Origin of the sequence: Acinetobacter sp. TWP2-2-3, assembly GCF_049896445.1 — a bacterium.
In the GTDB taxonomy this organism is placed as follows: Bacteria; Pseudomonadota; Gammaproteobacteria; order Pseudomonadales; family Moraxellaceae; genus Acinetobacter.
The window spans coordinates 19,863-44,308 of the sequence record NZ_JAFCUI010000009.1; the positions used below are offsets into that span (position 1 = coordinate 19,863).

The window sequence follows — 24,446 nt, forward strand, 5'->3', positions numbered from 1 at the left end:
GCATGGATCTTTTACTGCTACTCAAAGCGGCCATCATGGGTATTATCGAAGGCATTACCGAGTTTTTGCCTATTTCCAGTACCGGTCATTTGATTTTGGCATCAGAATTAATGAATTTCTGGACCAAGGAAAAGAGTGATGTATTCGTCATTGCGATCCAGATGGGGGCAATTGCTGCCGTTATTTATGAATATTGGGCACGTCTTTGGGGGGCAGCGACCGGGATTGTCAGCGGTGAACCGCAAGGTCGCCGTTTAGGCATTGGCCTGATTCTGGCTTCTATTCCGATTATATTGATTGGTCTGACGCTGGGACAAACCGTCAAACAATTACTATTTAATGATATTGCAATTGCCATTGGTTTGATTGTCGGCGGTTTGATCATTATCTGGATTGAAAAGAATCCACCACAAGTCCGTGTACATGAAGTTGAAGAACTCAGCATTAGAGATGCGATCTGGATTGGCCTGATTCAGGTTTTATCCTTGATACCGGGAACTTCCCGTTCAGGTGCAACTATTATCGGCGCGATGTTTTTGGGTGTGTCCCGTAAGGCAGCGACTGAATTTTCATTTTTCTTGGGTATTCCGGTCATTATCGGCGCTGGCCTGCTGGACCTTTATCAAAGCTATGATGTGTTAAATACGACTGAAGACTGGACCGTGATCGGAGTTGGGCTTCTGGTTTCCTTTATCTCGGCATTGATATTAATCCGTGCGCTGGTCGCTTATGTGGCTAAACGCGACTTTATGATCTTTGCCTGGTATCGTATTGCTTCGGGTCTGCTGATTTTATTATTTGCCTATACAGGTTGGAAATTATGGTAAGCGCGATTCGCTTATATGCCGAATCTGACTATCAAGAGAAAGCACAGCACTTCGAGGCTGTGCTTTCTTCTCGTGGGGTACAGGTCGAGATTGAAATTGTTGAAAAACTCAATGCACGTTTTTTCCGTTTAAATCCTGAACTGGCCCTTTGTGCCGATGCTGACGGACTCTGGTTATGTGCCAACGGCATGAAGATGCAACCGGACTGGCAAGCGGAAACCGGACGCTTAAAACGCGCATCTTTGAAATCGGAAATGATTGCACGCGCCTGTAATTTAAGTGAAAAACCAAGCTTGGTTGATGCGACTGCGGGTCTGGGACATGACAGTCTGTTGATGGCACATTTAGGTGCGCAAGTGACCTTGGTTGAACGGCATCCGGTTCTATTCACCTTGCTTGAAGATACCCATATGCGTGCACAAGCGGACACATTCCTGAGTCAGATCGTATCGCGGATTCATTTGGTCTTTTCTGATTCAGCCGATTATCTGCAGCAACAGGCTCAGCAGCATCACATTGTCGATGTGGTTTATCTTGATCCAATGTTCCCACAGCGGGATCAAAATCAACAGGCAGTCAAGAAGCAGGCACAGGTCAAAAAACAGATGCAGCTGTTGCATATGTTATTGCCTGAAGATGGTGAAATGGATCTGGGCGATAATCTTCTGGAACTGGCACAGAAAATTGGCAAACGTGTCGTGGTCAAACGTCCGCGTCTGGCGGTATTTCTGGCCGGAAAAGAGCCAAATCATCAATGGCAAGGCGATGCTTGTCGCTTTGATGCGTATTTTCAGCATGAACTTGTAGCTGAATAGGATAATGGCTTCTTTATTAAGCAAAGATTTGTTATATATTTAAAATTAGCATTGATTAAATGCTTATCAAGCATAAACTTATTCAGCACATTAGCGAGCCACTCATCTCCTTGAAATCCTATGATCGACTTTAAACCCTCCATTAATTTTTGGCACGATTTTAAGAGCAACCAAATTGCCGGGATGTGGTTATTTCTGGGGTCGAGGCGTTCTTTACAACTGGTCCGTCCATCCATCATGCAACTGGTGTTCTGGGGGATCTTAGGGGGCTGCGCCAACAGTTTGTTTAGCTGGCTCAGTTCAGGCCGTATGGGAGATTTTAACTCTCAAGGCCTGATCAGTTATGCGCTTTGGCCTTTCATTGCCCTGATTGTCGGTATTTTTCTGTCGCAACGGGTCAATAATCCACGCTTGATGCTGGTGCCAGCCTTGTTATGGTTGGTGTTAGATACCCATATCATGCTGTTCCAGTGTCTGATTCAGTATCTGGGTGATCTGGATTATCTGCCTTATATCCTTTACGACTATATTCCAACGCTCTTTGTCATGCTGTTTGTCTGGCAAAGTCTGGCAGTGGTCTGGGTGATTTCACATGAATTAAAATGGCCGTGGTGGGAACGTGCGCTGATTATGCTGGCGACTTTGTTTACGCTAGTAGTTTGGCAGATTTCAGTCAAAGATCAGCCGATCTGGAAAGTCGAAGAAATTCCACCGAGTTTTGCCGAAGATGCTTTCTATGCCCAGCCAACTTTGCTGAATAAAGCGCTGGAAAATATCGAGTATGGTGAATTTGCACAGTCACACTGGTATTTCATGGGAGTAGCTGGAGCGAGCTATCAGGATGTATTCCATTCTGAAGTTGAGCGGATTAAAGAGCAGTTTGATACCCGTTTTGGTACTTTTGGCCGATCGATTGCCTTGGTCAATCACCCAGCGACACGTACCACTATGCCGATTGCTTCCAAAACCAGTATGGAGCTGACATTGCGCCGTATGGGGCAGCAGATGAACCGTGAAAGTGACGTATTATTTTTATATATGACCTCTCACGGTTTGCCGAATGTATTTGAAATGGAAAATGCCCCACTGGATCTGGCGCAGGTTGATCCAAAATGGTTGCGTGAAACACTAGATGCATCAGGCATACGTTGGCGCGTGATCGTAATCTCGGCCTGTTTTTCAGGCAGTTTTGCTTCTGCTTTACAGAATGACAATACCTTGGTGATTACGGCTTCGGCAGCTGATCGGCAGTCTTTTGGCTGTTCGAATGAAGCGGATTATACCTATTTTGGTCGTGCGTTCTTTGATGAAGCCATGCGTGAAAATAGCAGCTTGCAAAGCGCTTTCGCACAGGCCACAGATACCGTAGCAAAATGGGAATCAGCTCAAGGTTTTGAGCCATCAGAACCGCAATGGGTCATCGGTAAGAATATGGAATTGATGTTGCCACAACTGGAGCAACGTTTATTTCCACAGACCACTACGGCGACATCATCTCCCTAGATCAATGTCATCCACAGACCGGTTGTAATAATAAGGAATAGCCATGGAACTTATACAGAACAATAGAAGCTTTGAAGGTGAACAGCGGATTTATCGTTTTGATTCGCGCTATCTTAAAACCCCGACCAAGTTTGGCATTTTTCTGCCGCCTCAAGCTTTAGAAGGTCACAGCTGTCCTGCATTATTCTATCTGGCGGGTTTGACCTGTACCGAAGAAACTTTTGCCATCAAGGCGCATGCACAGCGTTTGGCGGCACAGCTTGGCTTGATTCTGATAACACCGGATACTTCGCCACGTGGCGAAGGTGTGGCAGAAGGCGACAACTGGGATATTGGTCAGGGTGCGGGTTTTTATATTAATGCCACTCAGGCACCGTGGGCTGAACACTATCAGATGGAAAGCTTCATTGTCGATGAGCTTTATGCATTGGTCACTGAGGAATTCGTGATCCATCCCGGCAAGATCGGTATCTTCGGCCACAGTATGGGTGGTCATGGCGCATTGACCCTGGCATTTAAATATCCAGAAAAATTCAAATCTGTTTCAGCCTTTGCACCGATTTGTGCCCCGAGCCAGTGTCCTTGGGGAGACAAAGCATTCTCAAATTATCTAGGTACTGAAAAAAAAGAATGGCTGAAACATGATGCGACCGCTTTGGTTCAGGAAAAGGGGGCATTGTTTGGCGATATCCTGATTGATCAGGGTTTTTCAGACCAGTTCTATAACCAGCTCAATCCAGCCCTGTTTCAGCAAGCTTGTGATACCGTGAACCAGCCGCTCACTTTGCGTGAACATCAGGGCTATGATCATGGCTATTACTTTATTCAAAGTTTCATAGATGATCATTTACAATTCCATGCCGTGCAGTTAAATCCTTAAAGCAAGACTGCACTTATACAGCAGATTTAAGAAGATTAAAAAACCTCCAAAATGTTTTTACATTCTGGGGGTTTTTCTTTTAATATCAGATGTATAAAAGTATAAAAAATTGGGGTCGTCATGCAGCAGACAGCAGACGGTATTCGTGTCAGTGAGCCATTATTTCCAGCTGCTTCAAGTTTTTCGACTGAAGTCACGCCTTCGGTCAGACCGAAATACCAGCGTTATGGATTCAGATTTCATGGCAGTGCATCCGAATATTTTGGTATCTGGATGGTGAATCTGATGCTGACTATAGTGACATTGACCTTGTACAGCCCTTGGGCCAAAGCACGCCGTATGCGTTATTTCTACGGCAATACCCAATTTTTAAAACATCGCTTCGACTTTGTGGCCATGCCGAGCCGGATCCTGCTGGGTCGTCTGTTTGCACTGGAACTATATCTGGTTACCGTCGTACTGACCAACTATTCAATCCTTGCTACCAGCTCTTTATTGATGGTCGCTGCGCTGTGTTTGCCCTGGCTCATTCGGATGACCCTGAAATTCAAGGCCCGAAATAGCAAATATGGCAATGTGCGCTTTTATTTTAATGGCAGCAACCGCGAGGCTTACAGGGTCTTATTTCTGGCCATCCTGATCAATATCTTTACTTTGCTGCTGTTTAGTCCGGTGATGATCTGGCTCTACAAACGCTATTGCTTTAATCATTTATCGATTGGTCAGCTGCAATTCAAGCTGAATATTAACTGGTCCAAGTTTATGTCTGCCGTTTATCTGCCCTTGAGTCTTTGCCTGCTGGTTGGTATTGGCTTGCAGCAGTGGTGTACTGGGTAGACCGGATAGGGACCAATTTGTTTAGTCTGGGTTTACTGCTTAGCTATCTGCTTTGCCTGGCGCTGGTCTGGCCGGTCATTTCTGCACGTTTATATATCATTACATGGAATCATGTGGAGCTTGGTCAAAGTTACTTCAAAACACGGGTAAGCACCTGGCGTTATAGCTGGATTGTGCTGAGCAACTGGATGGTACGTGTTCTTAGTCTGGGCTTAATGACGCCTTGGGCTGCCATCCGTTTATATGAATATCAGTTGAACCATCTGGAACTCTATGTAGCAGAAGATGAAGCTAATCTTGAGCATATCTTGCAACCTGACCCGAGTGCTTTGGCTGATGAAATCCTGGACGTATTTGATTTCGATGCATCGCTATAGGAGTAAATGTGATGAAACGACCTGTCGAAGTTAAGTTTTATGACGGAATTCTCGCTGAAGCCCGCCGTGCCTGGATTGTACCGGATCAGCAACAAGGGATTGCCCTGAAACTTGATGAGGATGTTCCAGCACAAGTTAGCGATGCAGATTTTTATTTTGCTTATCCGGACATGGCCTACATTGGGGGTGTCGGTGGTCGTAAACCGATTATTGAGCTATCTGAAGAACGTCGGATTGAGTTTTTAAGCAAAGCGCCGCATTGGCTCGGGATTAAACATAAAGATATTTATCATGCGATCTGGAAATTTGAACGTTACCAATCCTGATTTTCTTTTCCATGATCATCGTGATTAGTGCAGTGATTATGATTTTAAAATGGGGGATTCCTTATAGCGCCAAACAGCTGGCAAAACTCCTTCCGGAGCAGACTCTGGTTGAAGTAGGCAACCGGACAGAGCAGCAGTTAATTGCCCAGACCCAACCAAGTACACTACCGGAAGAACAGCAGATGCGATTAAAAACTTTGTATGAACAAAAGATTGCTGTAGGAAAACCTGCAAAAATTATTTTCCGTCAAGGTGGATCAAGCATGGGCATGAATGCCGCAGCCATCCCGAATAACACCATTATTGTGACCGATGAACTGGTGAAAATCAGCGGCACCGATGAGGAAGTCCTTGCCGTACTGGCCCATGAACAAGGCCATCTGGTACAGAAGCACAGCATGCAAAAAGTGATTTCCAATCTGGGGGCGGCGGGACTGTTTGCCTTGGTGACCGGAGATTTAAGTGATGTGGTCACAGCCTCTGTAGTCGTGTTGACTGATGCTGGATACTCACAAGCGATTGAACTGGATGCCGATGACTATGCCATGCAGCATTTGCATCAACAGCAGATTTCCAGTATTCACTTGTCTAACTTTTTGCAGCGGGTGGAAAATGCCAGAATACTGGCAGAGGAATCGCAAACCATAAAAATGAAAAATTTCACTCTCAATATCGATGGAAAAGACCGACACCTGACAGAAACCGAACTGAAATGGATTCGCCTGATCGGGAAGTTTAAAAAATATCTGAAATCTCACCCCGAACTGGATAAAAGAATTGAGCGTATTCATGCCTTTAATGAACAGGCGAATCATCGTATCTAGTTTCTGATCATTACTATGCTTTGATTATCAAGGCTTTTTAGTCCCTATCTTTGCCAGTTAGCAGTCAGATTTTCCTGTCCCATACGGATCAGATGATCCAGTACTACATTTTCAAGTTTATTCAGGTCAGTGGATTCATCATTACTTTGAATCGTTACGGTAATATGATCTGCCTCGGGTGTCAGACTTACTTCTGCACCTGGAAAATGAATCAGGAAATTTTGTTCGGTTTCATCAATATTAAATTTATGTGTCCAGTGATTGGCCAGGCGTTTGGCAATTCGTGAAGCTTGATGCGTCTGGATATGGGCAATACTTTTCATCAGTTTTCTACACTATTCATCATTATCCTGCACTTTAAACCAAGCGGTGATGCTGTCATAACCCTCAAAGCGTTACACAGCGTTTTAATCTTGCAACATCGAATCACAGTAGCCGGAGCGGATTTGATATAATAGGAAAAATCCAATTTCAACAAGCCAGGTTCTCCCATGTCCAAGCCTTATTTAATTGCCCCTTCTATTTTATCTGCTGACTTTGCCCGTTTAGGTGAAGAAGTCGAGAACGTGTTGGAAGCAGGTGCAGACGTTGTCCATTTTGATGTCATGGACAACCATTATGTACCGAACCTGACTTTTGGTGCAGGTGTTTGCAAGGCCTTAAAAAATTATGGGATCAAGGCGCCAATTGATGTGCATTTGATGGTCAAACCTGTGGATCGCATGATCGGGGATTTCCTTGAAGCGGGTGCTGATATCATTACTTTTCATCCAGAAGCTTCTGATCATATTGACCGTTCTTTACAGTTGATCAAATCAGGTGGTGCAAAAGCGGGGCTGGTATTTAATCCGGCAACACCATTGCATTACTTGGATTATGTGCTGGATAAAGTCGATCAAATCCTGCTCATGAGCGTGAACCCGGGCTTTGGCGGACAGAAATTTATTCCAATGACTTTGGATAAATTGCGTCAGGCACGCAAACTGATTGATGCTTCAGGTCGTGATATTCGTTTGGAAGTTGATGGCGGCGTTACGCCAAGCAATATTCGTGAAATTGCCGAAGCGGGTGCCGATATGTTTGTGGCGGGTTCAGCTATTTTTGGTAAGCCGGATTATAAAGCTGTGATTGATGAAATGCGTGCGGAATTAGCGAGAGTAGGGCAGGTTCAACTCTAATCGTTAAAAACTCATAAGTGCATAAATATGTGGATAACTTTATGGATAAGTGTGTAGATATCTATGTTGATAACCATATGGATATGTTGCATAAAATGTAATCGTTTGTAGCTTGATTGATTGCGATTTAGACAAAATTTGTATAAAAAGAACTCAAATTGGGTTCTTTTTTATTGTTTATAACCCTTGTGTTCGGTGGTTGTTTATTCACCATAGGTTGATAATGGAACCAGGCAAAAAGTGATCAATGTGTCGTATATTTGTGTTTCATTATGTAATTTCTCCAGACAAAGTTTAAATTTAATTGATGTGTATAACTTAATATTCTGAGTCCATTCTCATGTAATTGTTGTGAATGAATTGCCCGATTATTAGAACTATTTCTGACTTGGCATTTTCAACATCTACCATAACCAGAGTAGCCATGAATGTCGTGGAGATTTGAGTAAGGCAAAGTTAAGTTGTATCTCGATAAGTCATTTTTTGTAAAAATAGCCAGATTACTGCAATGTGGTTTTATAAAATTTTTACACCTAGGAGGAACGACCTCCCTTGTGAATTGCGTGTCGGAATTTACAGGAAAAATCGTCAGGATGGCCTGATTCTTATATAAAAAGAGGAGGGCTGCATGGCCTGGATCGTACTTATTCTTGCGGGTATTTTTGAAATCGTGTGGGCATATTCGATGAAGCTGTCCGAAGGATTTACTCGTTTAACCCCCAGTATCATTACTATTGTTTTCATGGTACTGAGTTTTGCTTTGCTGGCTTATGCGATGCGTACTTTGCCGCTAGGTACAGCCTATACGATCTGGACCGGGATTGGTGCAGTGGGTTCATTTCTCATCGGTATTTGGGTTCTGGGTGAACCTGCTACAGCATTGCGTATGCTGGCTGCCGTACTCATCATTTCCGGTCTGGTACTGATGAAAGTATCCTCTTCATAATTTGTTTCTGTCTGTCTCGGTGAACTGGGTTAATATAGAAAATGAACTCCAGTGATTGGGACAGGGCACCATCATGAACTTAAGTTATCTTTATATGGACTCGCCTGTAGGTCAGCTACAGCTGGTCGCGAATGAAACCGCGCTGGTAGCCGTGCTTTGGGATTGTGAACAGCCGAATCGGGTGAAACTGGCGACCTTGGTTGAAGATCCGCGACATCCGGTCTTGATTGAAACCAGACGCCAGCTCCAAGAATATTTTGCCGGTCAGCGCAATGTTTTTGACCTGCCTTTGGACTTTGCCGGTACTGATTTTCAGAAAAAAGTTTGGCAGGCGCTACTGAATATTCCCTACGGACAGACCCGAAGCTATCGTGACATTGCTGAACAGGTGGGTAATATCAAGGCAGTACGCGCCGTGGGTGCAGCCAATGGCAAAAACCCGATTTCGATTATTGCACCCTGTCATCGGGTGATTGGTCGCAGTGGCAAGCTGGTAGGATTTGCCGGTGGTTTGGATAAAAAAGAAATCCTGTTAAATATTGAGCGAACGCATTAATATTTAAACACTTAAAACAAATGAAAATTAGAATATGGAACATTCTACCATACAGCTATTAAGTCCATTTTGGTCCAGCTTAGGGTGGATTCTTCTGCTTTTCTTTGGCGTGATGATTTTTAAATTATTCAAGCCATTTTTAAAAGGGAAATTAGGAGAATTTGCGGTTGCTGCCCATGTCAAACTGTATTTAAAAGATCTTCAATATATTCTGCTCAATGATTTGACTCTTCCAGACGGGACAGGCGCGACCACGCAGATCGATCATCTGTTATTAAGTCCTTACGGAATATTTGTGATTGAGACTAAAAACTATAAAGGCTGGATATTTGGAAACGAGCGACAAAAAACCTGGACCCAGAAAATCTATAAAAACAGTTATAAATTTCAGAATCCGATTCATCAGAACTATAAGCACATCAAAGTATTGGAGCAGCTACTGGCAGATATTGTGGAACCAGACCTTTTGCATTCTGTGATTGTATTTATGCCGGATGCTGTGTTTAAAACACCGATGCCAAATCATGTATTTCGGGGTGCAGGCTGGATCGACTATGTGAAAAGTTTTGATCAGCAGATGATTTCTGAAACGAAATTAAAACGGATACAACTGCGGTTAGAAAAAGAAGTTTTAGAAAAATCCTGGAAAACTAATCGGGAACACGTAGAAAATTTAAAGCAGCATAAGCAGTCATAAGTTTTTTACGGACTCATAAAAAAAGCCTGTGAATCATTCAAAGGCTTTTTGGTTTTAAATATTTGAAGCTTTCAGTTTTTCGGTAATCTCGGCCAGAACTTTAATCCGTTTCACTTCGTCCCATAAGGCTTTGGCTTCAGGATAATGTTTCGACATCATGCCCAGCCATTGCTTGTAACGGCCGACCATCCCGATCTCAGTTTTGGCTGGGCCGTTGATAAAACGAATTTGTAGTTGCAGTAGTTCATTCCAGTTCATCAAAGGTGCATCCGAGTTTTGACGGATACATTGGGTCAGGTCGGGTGTAGTCACTGCACCACGGCCAATCATCAGATCTTCGCAACCGGATTCCAGACGGCACTGTTTGGCATCGGCATTGTTCCAGATTTCACCATTGGCGATCACATTGATCTTAAGTGTCTCACGAATCGGTTGTAGCTGGTCCCAGAATGCGGGCGGAGTATAGCCATCGGCTTTGGTGCGCGCATGCACGGTAACCCATGCTGCTCCTGCATCTTCAATGGCATGGGCATTTTCCAGCATGAAATTACGGTCCATATAACCCAGACGCATTTTGGCGGAAACCGGAATATGCGCAGGCACTGCATCACGCACGGCTTTAACCAGCTCATGCACGACTTCGGGTTCATCGAGCAGGACTGAACCACCACGATGACGGTTCACGGTTTTGGCCGGACAGCCAAAATTCATGTCAATTGCCGGTGCGCCCATGGCTGCCACTTTGGCGGCATTCGCTGCTAGCATCTCCGGATTATTTCCTAAGAATTGGACATGTACCGGTGTACCTGCCGCCGTCTTGCCATCATTCAACAGTTCCGGGCAGTAAGTATGATAAATATGATCGGGCAGAAGGGAATCGGTGACACGGATAAACTCGGTCACACACCAGTCAAAGCTACCTACGGATGTCAGCACATCACGCATAATCGGATCGGTTAAGCCTTCCATGGGAGCAAGCACAAGTTTCAACGGTGCACACCTGTAAATTTAAAACGGTGTTATACGTTTTTTTAGGCAGCCTGTCTAGGCTGGATCGGAATTGAATGATGAGTACCTGAAAATTGAACTTTTTGGGCTGATATAAAAAGGCCTTTAATGTGGATTAAAGGCCTTTAAAAGTGAAGCTTAGGATGATTTAGCGATATCCAGCCATTTTAATCAGCCAGTTTCTCGACTTTCATACTCTCACGATAATACTGACAGCCCTTGTACAACAGGAAGCAACCAATCAATCCGGCAATCGCATTGACGATCGAGATCGAGTTACCAACCATTAAGGTATTCTGGAAATATTTATCCGTGATTAATGCCACAGCGGTGGTTCCGACGCCTAAGGCAATCAGGTTTGAAACCAGCAGGAACTTGGCAGATACCTGTGCGCGTAGCTGGTTTGGTGTCAGCATTTGCGTAGCAGCAGCCGATGCAGGAATCGGGAAAGTGGAGAAGAACATCGCCACAAAAATCAGCGCAAATGAAAGCTGCATATTATCGACCTGAGTGAACAGCACACTCGGAATAATCAGCGCTGCACAGCCAATCGCACCGGTACGAATTGCAGCATCGCTATAGCCACGTTTCGAGAAGAAGTCGATCAACCAGCCACAGAATAAGGCACCCGAAGTATTCGCGACTAGAATAATCGTACCGAGGATATAACCGGTTTGACTCGCATCCAGACCGAAATTACGCATGTAATAGGCAGGTGCCCAGCCCAGCAGCGAATACAGCATCATGGTGTAAAAAGAAAAGCCAATAAAATGACAGAAGAAGGTCTTTTTATGTGTCTTGATAAAACCAATCGAATTTTTGAAAGAGGCTTTAATGACCTGGCCATCCTGATCGACTTTCATACCCTTACGTGCAGGTTCACGCACCGTCAGCACCATGAGTAGGGCTAGTAATACGCCTGGAAGACCCACAATCATAAAGGTAAGTTGCCAGGTTTTCACTTCACCAATGAGGGGTAAGGCTACGAAGCTGACATCTTTTAGCAGGCCAATCACATAGCCGCCAATCAGGAAAGCTAGGCCCGAACCAATAAAGGCACCAATCGCATATACACCGAGTGCACGGCCTAATTTATCTTTCGGAAATAAATCGGCAACGATTGAATAAAAGGCAGGGGAAAGCGCAGCTTCACCGGCACCCACACTCAGACGTGCAATAAACATTTGAATAAAGTTTTTACTGAGGCCACAAGCCGCTGTAGCGAGACTCCAGAATGCAATCCCGGTTGCAATAATTTTAATCCGTGACTTTTGATCCGCCAATGCGGCAATGGGCAAGCCCATAATGGCATAAAATAAGGAGAAGGCCAGACCCTGTAACAGACTAAACTGAGTATCGCTCAGCATTAAATCGGCTTTAATCGGTTCAATCATGAGCGATAAAATTTGACGGTCTACAAATGACAGAATGTAAGCCACCATACAAATGACCACCACATACCATTGATAGGTGCTGCTTTCCGGTGGCGGTTCAATCTGTTCAGACAGCGGCACAGCCGTTTCTGTCGGTGTAGGCTCAAAATTTTGATTTGTTGGTTGAATCGTCCTTTCAACCATTTCTAGGTTCAGCGATTTATCATTCATCATGCAACATCCTGTGCTGATCGTTTGAGATATTTATTTGATACTTTTAATATGCTTGTTATTTTTATATTGTATCGTATTTAATTAATCTAGAGCCTAAATAGAGAGACGTCAATCTTTTTTAAAAATAGATACAAATAATTTTTAAAGGCAAAAAAAAGGAATCATAATGATTCCTTTTTTTGAGTTTAAATTTTTAGCCACGCTCAACCAGCGTTAAAATATCGTAGGTTGCAACCAGTTCATTGCGTTGGTTTTTTACTTTAATATCCCAGACCACGACACCATGTGGCTTCTGTGCCGGATCGCGCAGTGCTTTTGGAGTTTTCTGCTTACAGGTCAGTTCTACCTGAATGGTATCGCCAATTTTCACCGGTTCTACAAAGCGCAAGTTGTCCATGCCATAGTTGGCAATGACTGGGCCCTGGGCGGCATCAACGAATAAACCGGCTGCGGCAGACACCACGAAATAGCCATGTGCCACACGTTCACCAAACAGGGATTCTGCTGCAGCAATCTTGTCCATATGCGCATAGAAGTGATCACCGCTCAGGCAGCCGAAATTCACCAGATCCGCTTCGGTCACGCTACGTCGTGCAGTCAGTAAACGCTCGCCTATACGCAATTCATCAAATGATTTTTTAAAAGGATGCACGCGGTCTTCAAAGACTTGAGCTCCAGCCGTCCAGCTATGGCCGACCTGAGTCATGGCATTTGGCGAGCCTTGAATCGCAGTACGTTGCATATAATGTTTGACTGCACGCAAGCCGCCGAGTTCTTCACCGCCACCGGCACGTCCCGGTCCACCATGAACCAGTAAAGGTAATGGAGAGCCATGTCCGGTACTTTCTTTGGCACTTTCTGCATCCAGAATATGGACACGGCCATGCCATGGCGCAATTTTGCTCAGCAGTTGTTCAATATTTTCATCAGTATTGCGTACGATAGATGCCACTAAGCTACCTTCGCCACGTGCCACCAAGTCAGCCAGCTGAGCCAGGTCAGTATATGGCATTAAAGTCACTACAGGTCCAAAGGCTTCAATCTTATGAATATTTTCTGCCTGATCCGGTGCTTTGCAGACCAATACGGTTGGTGGATAACATGCGGATTTCTCTGTATTTTGTACTTGAATCCTAAAGTCCTGACGCAAGTGGCTACCGAATACGATTTCTGCATTTTGACTGAGCTGTTCAACTTTTGCAGCGACATCATGTTTCTGTTTGACGCTGGCCAAAGCACCCATCGTCACGCCTTCCTGAGCCGGATCGCCCACGACCACTTTTTTTAGTTTTTCAATCAGACGACTTTGTACTGTATCCAATAGCTCGGCTGGCACAAAAGCACGACGAATGGCAGTACATTTTTGTCCAGCTTTGGTGGTTATTTCACGGAAAACTTCACGCACAAATAAATCAATCGTTTCATCATTGGCTTGCGCCGTCAAAATCGCACTGTTGACCGAGTCTGCTTCCATGGTGAACGGAATCGAGTAGGCATTTAAATGTGGATGCGAACGCAGTTTTTGCCCTGTTGAAGCAGAACCGGTAAAAGTGACCGTATCTTGAGGATTTAAATGATCAAATAAATCATAGATCTGTCCGCAAATAAGCTGCAGTGAACCTTCTGGCAAGAAACCGCTTTCATGAATAGCTTTGACCACGGCATGGGTCAGCTCGGCACCTTCGGTCGCCGGTTTGACAATACAGGGTACGCCCGCCAGTAGCGTCGGTGCGATTTTCTCCAGCATGCCCCAGATTGGAAAGTTAAAGGCATTGATATGCACGGCTACACCGGCTTTAGGCGTCAGAATATGTTTCGCGCCAAAGCTACCTTGCTTAGAAAGAGGAATCCAGGCATCTTCGACCAACGCTGTTTCATCACTCAGTTCACGACGCACCAAACTCGAATAGGCATATAAGGTGCCAATCCCGCCTTCAATATCAATCCAGGCATCTTTACGGGTACAGCCGGTTACTTTGGCAAGCTCATAAAAGTCTTCTTTGCGTTCCATCAAATACTGTGCCACTTGCTTCAGTGCATTGGCACGTTGATGAAACGTCCATGTGGCGATAGTCGCGCCTTTTTGTTTGGCATACTTCACCACGGCTTGGGTATCGATGCCCTGACTGCCGACCTGATAAACCGCTTCACCGCTAATGGCATGATAAACCGTACGTAAATCGGCTTGCGCTTTGTATTCCTGGCCGTACACCAGTGAAGATAAGCTTTTGATGGCAATAGGATTATGGGTTGATTCAGTATCTTGATAATCCATTGTGCTTGAGCTGCTGTCTAACTCTAACATTGTAAAAACTCCATTTATGATACGTTTTGAGATGTATTTTAATTTTGATGTTTTATAATTTGTGTTGAAAAATTGAAAATGTCAATCATAAATCTGTGTTTAAAAATGCGTAACAATAAAATAAAAAATATTAAATTATATAAAACAAATATTTAGTAAAAATAAGGGATAAAAATTAAATGATACCAATAAATAGATATTGATTTTAATTGCGTATCGTTTTAATTTGAATGTATCAACACTTGGGATAAGTGAGGGAACAATGAATAATCAACAACAAATCTTCGATCAAAAGATTGAAAAGGATATTTCCATCGAGCCGAAGGACTGGATGCCGGATGCTTATCGTAAGACCTTGATTCGTCAGATTGGTCAGCATGCACACTCTGAAGTGGTGGGCATGTTGCCGGAAGGCAACTGGATTACCCGTGCACCGACCTTGAAGCGTAAAGCTGTGCTGATGGCAAAAGTTCAGGACGAAGCCGGTCATGCTTTGTATCTGTACAGTGCTGCAGAAACCTTGGGGGCGGATCGTGACGACATGATGGATAAGCTGATTGCCGGTCGCATGAAATATTCATCCATTTTTAACTATCCAACTCTGAGCTGGGCCGATGTTGCAGCGATTGGCTGGCTGGTGGATGGTGCAGCAATTGTCAATCAGGTTGCGTTGTGCCGTACGTCTTATGGTCCTTATGCCCGCGCTATGGTGCGCGTCTGCAAGGAAGAAAGTTTCCATCAGCGTCAGGGCTTTGAAGCCATGATGGAACTGGCCAATGGTACGCCGGAACAAAAGCAGATGGCACAGGATGCCGTGAACCGTTTTTGGTGGCCGGCACTGATGATGTTTGGTCCAAGTGATGATAATTCACCGAACAGTGCACAAAGTATGCAGTGGAAAATTAAATTATTCAGCAACGATGAGCTACGTCAGAAATTTGTCGATAACACCGTGTCGCAAGTTTTACAGCTGGGTTTAACCGTTCCCGATCCAGACCTTAAATTCAATGAAGCCACCGGACATTATGAATTTGGTGAAATCAATTGGGATGAGTTTTTTGCGATTCTTGCAGGCAAGGGACCGTGTAACCATGAGCGTATTGAAGCACGCCGCAAAGCTTGGGAAGGCGGCAAGTGGGTACGTGATTCAGCAGCCGTCTATGCGCAGAAACAGCAGCAACAGTCAGCAGCACAAAAAGTTGCTTAAAAAATAGTTTGATCAATATAAGGAAATTTGCTCATGAATAACAAAAATAACTGGTCACTTTATGAAGTGTTTGTGCGTAGTAAACAGGGTCTGAGTCACCGTCATGTCGGCAGCCTGCGTGCGCCGGATGAGGAAGTCGCACTACAAAATGCCCGCGATGTATATACCCGCCGCAATGAAGGGATCAGTATCTGGGTGGTGAAATCTGAATTGATTACCTCTTCCCAGCCAGATGAAAAAGCAGAGTTTTTTGAACCCGCTTTGGACAAGGTTTATCGTCATCCAACCTTTTATAACATTCCAGCTGGCATCGAGCACATGTAAAGGGAAAGGTGAAGATTATGACAAATCAAGTATTGGCAGAATTTCTTTTACATGTGGGTGACAGTCAACTGATCCTGTCTCATCGTTTGGCAGAGTGGTGTGGTCATGCACCTGAACTGGAGCTGGATATTGCCTTAGCCAATATTGGACTGGATTTATTGGGTCAGGCACGTACTGCCCTCAGTCTGGCGGGTGAAGTGGAAGGACAGGGTCGTGATGAAGACAAGCTGGCTTATTTCCGCACCGAGCGTGAATACCGTAATTTGCTGCTGTGCGAACAGCCGAATGGTGATTTTGCCCAGACTTTGGTACGCCAGTGGTTGATGGATCACTACCACGCTTTATTGTTTAGCGCCTTAAGTCAAAGTCAGCATGCTGAGTTGGCGGCTTTTGCAGTGAAATCACTCAAAGAAGTGAAATATCACCAGCGTTTTTCCACCACCTGGATGGAACGCTTAAGTTTAGGTACCGCAGAAGCGCATGAAAAAACCCAGCAAGGTTTAAACCAGTTATGGCGTTTTACCGAGGAACTTTTTGTCCTGACGGCTGATGAAAGACAGCTGGTTGATAGCGGTGTCATTCCAGATATTGAAAATTTAAAAGCCCAGTGGCTGGAGACCATTACATCCGAGTTAGCGCGATTTGAATTAAGCCTGCCAGAGCTAGGCGCTTATCGCAGTGGGGCTAAACAGGGTTTACATACAGAACATCTCGGTTTTGTTTTGGCTGAACTGCAATACATGCAGCGCTCATATCCAAACATGAACTGGTAATTCGGCACAATCACAGGGAGTGAGTCGCATGAATCTGATTCGACACGTAGAAGATCAATGTTGGGACGTTTTACAGCAGGTTTCTGATCCAGAGATTCCAGTATTGTCAGTGATTGATCTGGGTATGATTCGTGGCGTCGAGCTGAATCAGCAGGATGAAATTGTGGTGCGACTCACGCCGACCTATAGCGGCTGTCCGGCCACGGATTTATTAAAAGCAGAAATTACCCAGGCTTTCGAGGCCAATGGTTTGACACCGGTCAAAGTCATTGTGGACCTGTCTCAAGCCTGGACCACGGACTGGATGAGTGAATCGGGCAAACACAAATTACAGCAATATGGTATTGCCCCGCCGCAAGGCCAGTCACATAGCTGTGGTACGCATGTGGCATTGACCGATGGCATCACCTGTCCACAGTGCTTAAGTAACAACAGCAAATTATTAAGTGAATTCGGTTCGACCGCCTGTAAAGCTTTATATCAATGTCGGGACTGCTTAGAAACTTTTGACTATTTCAAATGTATTTGATTGTAACGATTGCGCGGTGGGCAGGGTAAACCAATAACAAGCCTGAACACCGCCACCTAAAAGAAGGATTTTGCCATGAGCCAATTTATACCATTAACCATTAAATCGATTCAGCCACAAACCGAGCAAGCGATCTGCATTGCCTTTGATCTCTCGCCTGAGCAGTTGGATACTTTTCAATATCAGCCGGGTCAGCACCTCACCATTCGTCATTTAACTGATGACGGCGAGCTGCGCCGCTGCTACTCGATCTGCAGTGATACTCAGGAAGACATGAGCATTGCGATTAAAAAAATTGATCAGGGTCAGTTTTCAACCTGGGCCAATGCGCATCTCAAAGCGGGCGATGTACTAGAAGTCATGCCACCGCAAGGGGTGTTCTTTCAGAAAGCCGCCAAGGCTGGTGGCCAGAATTATCTAGGATTTGCAGCAGGCAGTGGCATTACGCCAATTTTATCGATTGTAAAGTCGGTGTTGAACCGTCAAGCGGAAGCAACATTCACTCTGGTATATGGCAACCGCTCCTGGAAACAGACCATGTTCTCTGAACAGATCATGGACTTGAAAGACCGTTTTAAGGAACGTCTGCAACTGGTAAATATTTTTTCACGTGAACTGAATGACAGTGACATCTTTAATGGTCGGATTGATGCAGACAAATTGCAGCAGTTATTTCAGGCCAATCTGATTTCTGCCGAAGCAGATCACTGTTTCGCTTGCGGTCCTGAAGAAATGATGACAGCAGTCGAAACGGTATTACCGACTTGGGGCATTCAACGCAGCAAGATTCATACGGAACGCTTCAATACGGGTACTGCACCGAAAGCAACCGCCCAGCAGATGGAAAGCCGCAGCGAAGAACGCGTCAATATCATCCTCGATGGTCGCGAGCTGATTGTTGAAGTCTCTAAGCAGGATGACAGTATTTTAGATGCTGCGCTACGTGCCGGAGCCGACCTGCCATATGCCTGTAAGGGCGGCGTTTGTGCCACCTGTAAATGTAAGGTGTTAGAGGGACAGGTTGAAATGGCGGTGAATTACAGTCTGGAAGAAGATGAAATTCAGAAAGGCTATGTGCTCAGTTGTCAGGCACGTCCAACCACGGCCAATGTCCGACTCAGTTTTGATGAATAAAAGCTGAATTTACAGCACCGCGAGCATAGCAGGAGTTCAAGGATGACCTACATTAAAACCAGCTCACCCAAGCCGGGTGTGGTACTGATCGAGCTAAATCGTCCAGAAAAGCGCAATGCTTTAAACAATGCTACCTTGCAAAACATTGCAGCCTGTCTACAGGACTTGGAAACAGATGCTGCTGTGAAAGCCGTGGTCATCACCGGAAATACGCAATGCTTTGCTGCCGGTGCTGATTTAAATGAGCTGGCGCAGTTAGATGTGGTCAGCATCCAGCAAGACCAACGCCCACTGCTCTGGAAAAAAATTGATGAATTTTCCAAGCCTTTAATCATGGCCGTAAATGGTTATGCTTTTGGTGCAGGTTTCGAGTTGGCTTTGCATGGTGACATGGTGCTGACCGGAGAAAATGCCCAGTTTGCCTTGCCTGAAATCGGTTTAGGTATGTTGCCGGGTGCCGGTGGAACCCAGCGTCTGGCCCGTCTGGTCGGTCAGCAATTAACGATGCGCTGGGCCATGACTGGTGAAATGATTTCGGCACAAACAGCCTTGCAACATGGCATTAGTAGCCAGGTTTGTCCGGCAGGATTGACCGTGCAATACGCACTGGAACTGGCAGAAAAAATTGCCAAGCAGGCACCGCTGGCCATTCGTGCCATCAAGCAATCTTTAAAGTCGATTCATGAAGTGACTTTAAGTCAGGGACTGAAACTTGAACGTCAACATTTTGTCTGGCTGGCGGCGACCCAAGATCGCCAGGAAGGCATCAATGCATTTTTAGAAAAAAGAAAACCAGAATTTAGAGGTGTGTAATGGATTATCAAACAATTATTGTCGAAGAAAAAAATGCAGTGGGCTACCTGACCTTTAACCGTCCAAAACAGCTCAACAGTTTTAATGAAACCATGCATCAGGAAGTCTCTAAAGTCATCAAGGCCTGGGCCAAAGACAGCCAGATTCGTGCCGTAGTGATTTCAGCAGAAGGTCGTGGTTTCTGTGCTGGTCAGGATCTGAATGATCGTGTGGTCGATCCGAATGCCGATGCACCGGACTTAGGCCTGTCGATTGAAAAATACTACAACCCTTTGATCAAGCTGATTACCGAAATGCCTAAACCCGTGATTTGTGCGGTGAATGGTGTGGCAGCAGGGGCAGGCGCCAATATTGCCCTGGCGTGTGACATTGTGGTGGCAGCAAAATCAGCCTCATTTATTCAAGCCTTCTGCCGTCTTGGCTTAGTCCCAGATTCAGGCGGTACCTGGTTCCTGCCGCGTCTGGTCGGCCGTGCCCAAGCGATGGGTCTTGCCATGCTTGGCGATAAAATTCCGGCTGAGCGCGCAGTACAACTCGGCATGATCTGGCAAGTGGTTGAAGATGAGCAATTGCAGGCAGAAGCGAAAAAACTGGCAGAGCATCTGGCGCAGCAACCGACCTATGGTCTGTCCCTGATCAAAAAAGCCATTCATGCCGCAGCAGAAAACAATTTGGATGAGCAGCTCATTCTGGAACGTGACCTGCAACGTCTGGCTGGACGTTCAAGCGATTATAAGGAAGGTGTACAAGCCTTTATGCAGAAGCGTACCCCTGAATATAAAGGATGCTAAATCATGCAACAGATCAATTTGGAACAAGTCAAAGTTGCTGTGGTCGGTGCTGGAACCATGGGGATTGGCATTGCACAACTGGCAGCCATGCACGGGCATCCGACCTATGTGTTTGATCTCGATCGCAGCAAAGTTCAGAGTGCCTTGACTGCTTTAGAGGCGCAGCTGAGCAAGCGCGTACAAAATGGCAAAATGACCCAGCAATTGCTGGAGAGTACCTTCGCCAATCTGATTGTGGCAGAGGACATTCAGCAGATTGCCGATGCGGGCTTAATTATTGAAGCCATTGTTGAAAAGAAAGAAGTCAAACAAAACCTGTTTCAACAGCTGGCTGCCATTTGCCCGGAACAGACGATTTTTGCGTCTAATACTTCTTCAATTTCCATTACCGCAATTGCCTCGGCGATTCCACATCCCGAGCGAGTGATTGGTCTGCATTTCTTTAATCCGGCGCCGGTGATGAAACTGGTCGAGATTATCCGCGGACTGAAAACCTCAGAAACTATTGCAGATGCTGTATTTGAGCTAATGAAGGGCTGGAACAAAGTTCCAGTCAGAGCCAAATCGACGCCCGGTTTTATCGTCAATCGTGTCGCGCGACCTTATTATGCCGAAGCCTTTCGCGCCTTGCAGGAAAATGCTACCACCCCGGAACAGCTCGATTACATCATGCGCGAATGTGGCCGTTTTGCCATGGGACCGTGTGAACTCACCGACCTGATTGGTCAGGATGTGAATTTCTCGGTCACGCAAAGTGTCTATCAGGAATTTTTCTATGAGCCACGCTACCGCCCATCCTTGATTCAAAAAGAGCTGGTCGATGCCGGCTGTTATGGCCGCAAGTCCGGTCAGGGTTTTTATGATTATACGCAGTCCCAGCCTGCACCTGTATATGAATTGCCAGTGTGTTATGCCAAGTCGCTGAATAAGCTCAAAGTCACTATAAAAGGTGAATGGCTGCATTCAGCAGCACTGATTGAACGTTTAAAACAGGCCTCTCATGTGGAGCTGAGTTTTCAGGCGGCAGAACAGAATGAAATCCTGATTGGTGATCTTTCCCTGCGATTATCGCTCGGCGAGTCGGTTGAACTGGCTTATCCGCATGAGCCTGTGGTGTTGATGGATTGGCATGCAGATTGGACAAATGCTCAGGCGATTCCAGTCGTTGCATCACTGGCGTGTAGTGCTGAACAGTGCCAGGCAGTAGAGCTATTCCTCATAGGTATGGATATGATACCTATTTGGTCTAAGGATCATCCCGGTCTTTATGTTATACGTAGTATTGCCATGTTGGTGAATGAAGCCTGTGAAGCAGTATTGCATGATATTGCATCAGAACAAGATATTGATTCTGCTATGAAATATGGCGTTAATTATCCTTGTGGTCCATTCGAATGGGCAGATAAAATTGGATATTACACAATTTTAAAAATTTTAGAAAATATGTATCGTATTTATGGTGAAGACCGCTATAGAACTAGTATATATTTAGCAAAGAAAGCGGTGCAGGGACATGCACAGAAAACTCAGCAGCAACCATTACGCGTTGCTGGCTAAAAGGAAGAATCATGGAACAGGTTTATATTTTTGATGGAATTCGCACCTCGATCGGACGCTATGCCGGCGGACTGAGCAGCATTCGTGCTGATGATCTGGCAGCGCTACCGATTCAATATCTGAAAGATCAGCATCCTGCCTTGCCATGGGCAGAACTGGATGAAGTGATCTTGGGCTGTGCCAATCAGGCCGGTGAAGATAACCGCAACGTGGCGCGTATGGCTGCTTTACTCGCAGGGTTGCCTGAATCTGTTCCAGCGCTCACCGTGAACCGCTTATGTGCTTCAGGTCTGGATGCCATTGGACTGGGAGCACGTGCTATCAAATCGGGTGAAGCACAATTTGTTTTGGCGGGTGGCGTAGAATCCATGAGCCGAGCGCCTTTCGTGCAATCCAAACCTACGACTGCCTTTAGCCGTACCCCTGAAATTTATGACACCACCATTGGCTGGCGTTTTATCAACCCAAAATTTAAAGCACAGTTTGGCGTTGACAGCATGCCGGAAACGGCCGAAAACGTCGCTGAAAAGTATCAGATTAGCCGTGCAGACCAGGACCTGTTTGCGTATCACAGCCAACAGAAAACCGCAGTAGCCCAGCAGAAGGGTATTTTTGCCGAAGAAATTCTGCCAGTAGAGGTCAAAGGTCCGAAGAAAAGCACTCTGACCATTTCCCAAGATGAGCATCCGCGCGCAGAGACGACGCTGGATAATCTGGCCGCCTTAAAAACCCCATTTCGTAAAGAAGGCGGCTCAGTCACCGCTGGCAATGCTTCGGGTGTCAATGACGGGGCGGCTTGCGTATTACTTGGGAATCAGCAGTTTGCCGAGCAGTATGGTTTGAGCCCGAAAGCTAAAATGATCGGGATGGCCAGCGCCGGTGTCGAAGCTAAATATATGGGTATTGGGCCGGTTCCAGCGGTACAGAAAGTGCTGAAACAGACTGGCCTGAGTCTGGAGCAGATGGACGTGATTGAGCTAAATGAAGCATTTGCAGCGCAATCGCTGGCCGTGATTCGTGAACTCGGCTTGCAAGACGATGATTCCAGAATTAACCCGAATGGCGGTGCCATCGCCTTGGGTCATCCGCTGGGTATGAGTGGCACCCGTCTGGTGATCACGGCCATGAAAGAACTAAAACGCCGTAAAGGCAAATATGCACTCTGCACCATGTGTGTCGGTGTGGGTCAAGGTGTGGCACTGGTTTTAGAAAATATGGATTAAACACATCATTCAATCAATGAATTAAACCGTGGTCAGGAAGACTGCGTCAGGAGTAAGAATATGAATAACAATGCAATGGAAAAAATTGAAAAAGTATCGGTTGATGAGTTACGCAGTGTTCAGCTACAGCGTATGAAAAAGACGTTGCAACATGCTTATCAGAATAGCCCGGTTTATAAAAAGAAATTCGATGATGCTGGCGTGCATCCAGACGATTTTAACTCACTGGAAGATCTGGCCAAATACCCGTTTACCACCAAACAGGATTTACGTGATAACTATCCGTTTGGCATGTTCGCTGTGCCACAGGAACAGATTGTACGTGTGCATGCATCTTCTGGCACCACCGGTCAGCCGATCGTAGTCGGTTATACCCAAAATGATATTAATGTCTGGTCAGATGTAGTGGCGCGTTCATTACGTGCAGCCGGCTTGAGCAGTAAAGATATCATCCAGGTGTCTTATGGTTATGGTCTGTTTACGGGTGGTTTAGGTGCACATTATGGCGTTGAACGCTTGGGTGCAACGGTGATCCCAATGTCTGGCGGACAAACCGATAAACAGGCGCAACTGATTCATGATTTTAAACCGACAGCACTGATGGTTACGCCATCTTACTGCCTGAACATTATTGAAGCGCTTGAGAAGAAATTTGGCACAGCCAAAAACTGTTCGATTAAAACCGGTGTCTTTGGTGCAGAGCCATGGACCAATGAAATGCGCAAGGAAATTGAAGAGCGTTTAGGCATTGATGCGCTGGATATTTATGGTCTGTCAGAAGTGATGGGGCCGGGCGTAGCGATGGAATGTCTGGAATCCAAAGATGGCCCAACCATCTGGGAAGATCATTTCTATCCTGAAATTATCCATCCGGAAACTGGCGAAGTGCTGCCAGATGGCGAACTGGGTGAACTGGTCTTTACCACAATTACTAAAGAAGGCATGCCGGTAATCCGTTACCGTACCCGTGACCTGACCCGTTTATTGCCAGGCACGGCACGCACCATGCGCCGTATGGACAAGATTGTCGGCCGTAGTGATGACATGATGATTATTCGTGGGGTCAATGTCTTCCCATCACAGATTGAAGAGCAGATTTTACAGATCCAGCAACTGATTCCGAACTATCAGATCCAGATTTGCAAACAGGGACATCTGGATACATTGCATATCCGTACCGAAATGCGTAAAGATAGCAGTGACATTATGGCGCACCAGTTGGCAACTCAGCTGAAAAGCCAGATTAAAACCATGGTCGGAATCACCGTAAGTGTCGAAGTGTTACCTGAAGGGAGTCTGCCACGCTCTGAAGGCAAGGCACAGCGCGTGTTTGATATCCGCAAGTCTGCATGAAGTACTATTGGATGATAGCCAAATGGTCTATCATCCAGTTTCTATAAGGTAAAGTT

24 protein-coding genes and 1 pseudogene are annotated in these 24,446 nt (G+C 45.5%); 21 read left to right on the forward strand and 4 right to left on the reverse strand.

Annotation, left to right across the window (positions count from 1 at the left end):
- Nucleotides 1-2: 2 nt before the first annotated feature.
- From ACP7AK_RS12065 to ACP7AK_RS12095, 7 genes and pseudogenes are all read left to right on the forward strand, one after another.
- Nucleotides 3-827, forward strand: coding sequence for an undecaprenyl-diphosphate phosphatase (locus tag ACP7AK_RS12065; protein WP_004279167.1), 825 nt, complete (start codon nt 3-5; stop codon nt 825-827).
- The gene (locus ACP7AK_RS12070) at nt 821-1,642 is read left to right on the forward strand and encodes a class I SAM-dependent methyltransferase (protein ID WP_425879982.1); all 822 of its coding nucleotides are present in this window, start codon (nt 821-823) and stop codon (nt 1,640-1,642) included. Before ACP7AK_RS12065 ends, ACP7AK_RS12070 begins: the two co-directional genes overlap by 7 nt.
- A 120-nt stretch (nt 1,643-1,762) precedes the next feature.
- Complete coding sequence (locus ACP7AK_RS12075; protein WP_004279169.1) at nt 1,763-3,145, forward strand: C13 family peptidase; 1,383 nt, start codon at nt 1,763-1,765, stop codon at nt 3,143-3,145.
- Nucleotides 3,146-3,188: 43 nt separating this feature from the next.
- Entirely contained in the window at nt 3,189-4,025 is an 837-nt protein-coding gene (fghA, locus tag ACP7AK_RS12080; RefSeq protein ID WP_425879983.1) for an S-formylglutathione hydrolase, read from the forward strand.
- A gap of 120 nt (nt 4,026-4,145) precedes the next feature.
- Nucleotides 4,146-5,239 (forward strand): annotated as a pseudogene (locus ACP7AK_RS12085) (YjgN family protein).
- An 11-nt stretch (nt 5,240-5,250) separates the two neighbouring features.
- On the forward strand, nt 5,251-5,565 hold the full coding sequence (locus ACP7AK_RS12090) for a hypothetical protein (RefSeq protein WP_425879984.1): 315 nt from the start codon (nt 5,251-5,253) through the stop codon (nt 5,563-5,565).
- 11 nt (nt 5,566-5,576) lie between these two features.
- Entirely contained in the window at nt 5,577-6,389 is an 813-nt protein-coding gene (locus ACP7AK_RS12095; RefSeq protein ID WP_425879985.1) for a M48 family metallopeptidase, read from the forward strand.
- A gap of 44 nt (nt 6,390-6,433) precedes the next feature.
- Here ACP7AK_RS12095 and ACP7AK_RS12100 read toward each other — a convergent pair whose 3' ends face one another.
- Nucleotides 6,434-6,712: a DUF2218 domain-containing protein gene (locus ACP7AK_RS12100; protein WP_425879986.1), complete on the reverse strand. Its 279-nt coding sequence runs from the start codon at nt 6,710-6,712 to the stop codon at nt 6,434-6,436.
- A 168-nt stretch (nt 6,713-6,880) separates the two neighbouring features.
- On the opposite strand from ACP7AK_RS12100, the gene rpe reads away from it, so the two are divergent.
- From rpe to ACP7AK_RS12120, 4 genes are all read left to right on the forward strand, one after another.
- Entirely contained in the window at nt 6,881-7,567 is a 687-nt protein-coding gene (rpe, locus tag ACP7AK_RS12105) for a ribulose-phosphate 3-epimerase (protein ID WP_004279174.1), read from the forward strand.
- Nucleotides 7,568-8,195: 628 nt separating this feature from the next.
- A complete protein-coding gene (locus ACP7AK_RS12110; RefSeq protein ID WP_004279177.1) occupies nt 8,196-8,513 on the forward strand; it encodes a DMT family transporter in 318 nt (105 codons plus the stop codon).
- A 73-nt stretch (nt 8,514-8,586) separates the two neighbouring features.
- Nucleotides 8,587-9,069 carry a methylated-DNA--[protein]-cysteine S-methyltransferase gene (locus ACP7AK_RS12115; RefSeq protein WP_005247169.1) on the forward strand — a complete coding sequence of 161 codons (483 nt, stop codon included), beginning with the start codon at nt 8,587-8,589 and terminating at the stop codon, nt 9,067-9,069.
- 34 nt (nt 9,070-9,103) lie between these two features.
- Nucleotides 9,104-9,766: a nuclease-related domain-containing protein gene (locus tag ACP7AK_RS12120; protein ID WP_164542799.1), complete on the forward strand. Its 663-nt coding sequence runs from the start codon at nt 9,104-9,106 to the stop codon at nt 9,764-9,766.
- A 54-nt stretch (nt 9,767-9,820) separates the two neighbouring features.
- On the opposite strand, the gene ACP7AK_RS12125 is transcribed toward ACP7AK_RS12120, so the two are convergent.
- The 3 genes from ACP7AK_RS12125 to paaZ form a co-directional block, all read right to left on the reverse strand.
- Nucleotides 9,821-10,756 (reverse strand): tRNA-dihydrouridine synthase, encoded by a 936-nt coding sequence (locus ACP7AK_RS12125; protein ID WP_005251039.1) that lies wholly within the window; start codon nt 10,754-10,756, stop codon nt 9,821-9,823.
- A 185-nt stretch (nt 10,757-10,941) separates the two neighbouring features.
- Nucleotides 10,942-12,381: a spinster family MFS transporter gene (locus ACP7AK_RS12130; protein WP_005247166.1), complete on the reverse strand. Its 1,440-nt coding sequence runs from the start codon at nt 12,379-12,381 to the stop codon at nt 10,942-10,944.
- A 193-nt stretch (nt 12,382-12,574) separates the two neighbouring features.
- Entirely contained in the window at nt 12,575-14,686 is a 2,112-nt protein-coding gene (gene paaZ, locus ACP7AK_RS12135) for a phenylacetic acid degradation bifunctional protein PaaZ (RefSeq protein ID WP_425879987.1), read from the reverse strand.
- 262 nt (nt 14,687-14,948) lie between these two features.
- On the opposite strand from paaZ, the gene paaA reads away from it, so the two are divergent.
- The 10 genes from paaA to paaK all read left to right on the forward strand — a co-directional run bounded on the left by paaA (nt 14,949) and on the right by paaK (nt 24,390).
- Nucleotides 14,949-15,893, forward strand: coding sequence for a 1,2-phenylacetyl-CoA epoxidase subunit PaaA (gene paaA, locus ACP7AK_RS12140; RefSeq protein WP_004646055.1), 945 nt, complete (start codon nt 14,949-14,951; stop codon nt 15,891-15,893).
- A gap of 33 nt (nt 15,894-15,926) precedes the next feature.
- Nucleotides 15,927-16,217 (forward strand): 1,2-phenylacetyl-CoA epoxidase subunit PaaB, encoded by a 291-nt coding sequence (gene paaB, locus ACP7AK_RS12145; RefSeq protein ID WP_004279183.1) that lies wholly within the window; start codon nt 15,927-15,929, stop codon nt 16,215-16,217.
- Between the two features lie 17 nt (nt 16,218-16,234).
- Complete coding sequence (paaC, locus tag ACP7AK_RS12150) at nt 16,235-16,990, forward strand: 1,2-phenylacetyl-CoA epoxidase subunit PaaC (RefSeq protein ID WP_026056591.1); 756 nt, start codon at nt 16,235-16,237, stop codon at nt 16,988-16,990.
- Nucleotides 16,991-17,018: 28 nt separating this feature from the next.
- The gene (gene paaD / locus ACP7AK_RS12155; RefSeq protein WP_005247163.1) at nt 17,019-17,519 is read left to right on the forward strand and encodes a 1,2-phenylacetyl-CoA epoxidase subunit PaaD; all 501 of its coding nucleotides are present in this window, start codon (nt 17,019-17,021) and stop codon (nt 17,517-17,519) included.
- A 75-nt stretch (nt 17,520-17,594) separates the two neighbouring features.
- Nucleotides 17,595-18,653, forward strand: coding sequence for a 1,2-phenylacetyl-CoA epoxidase subunit PaaE (paaE, locus tag ACP7AK_RS12160; RefSeq protein WP_224216830.1), 1,059 nt, complete (start codon nt 17,595-17,597; stop codon nt 18,651-18,653).
- 42 nt (nt 18,654-18,695) lie between these two features.
- Nucleotides 18,696-19,466 (forward strand): enoyl-CoA hydratase-related protein, encoded by a 771-nt coding sequence (locus ACP7AK_RS12165; protein ID WP_005104871.1) that lies wholly within the window; start codon nt 18,696-18,698, stop codon nt 19,464-19,466.
- Entirely contained in the window at nt 19,466-20,257 is a 792-nt protein-coding gene (paaG, locus tag ACP7AK_RS12170; protein ID WP_004279188.1) for a 2-(1,2-epoxy-1,2-dihydrophenyl)acetyl-CoA isomerase PaaG, read from the forward strand. Before ACP7AK_RS12165 ends, paaG begins: the two co-directional genes overlap by 1 nt.
- Nucleotides 20,258-20,260: 3 nt before the next feature.
- Nucleotides 20,261-21,814, forward strand: a complete 1,554-nt coding sequence (locus ACP7AK_RS12175; protein ID WP_425879988.1) for a 3-hydroxyacyl-CoA dehydrogenase — start codon at nt 20,261-20,263, stop codon at nt 21,812-21,814.
- Between the two features lie 11 nt (nt 21,815-21,825).
- Entirely contained in the window at nt 21,826-23,037 is a 1,212-nt protein-coding gene (pcaF, locus tag ACP7AK_RS12180; protein ID WP_425879989.1) for a 3-oxoadipyl-CoA thiolase, read from the forward strand.
- 60 nt (nt 23,038-23,097) lie between these two features.
- Complete coding sequence (gene paaK / locus ACP7AK_RS12185) at nt 23,098-24,390, forward strand: phenylacetate--CoA ligase PaaK (protein ID WP_425879990.1); 1,293 nt, start codon at nt 23,098-23,100, stop codon at nt 24,388-24,390.
- The last annotated feature ends 56 nt before the right edge of the window (nt 24,391-24,446 follow it).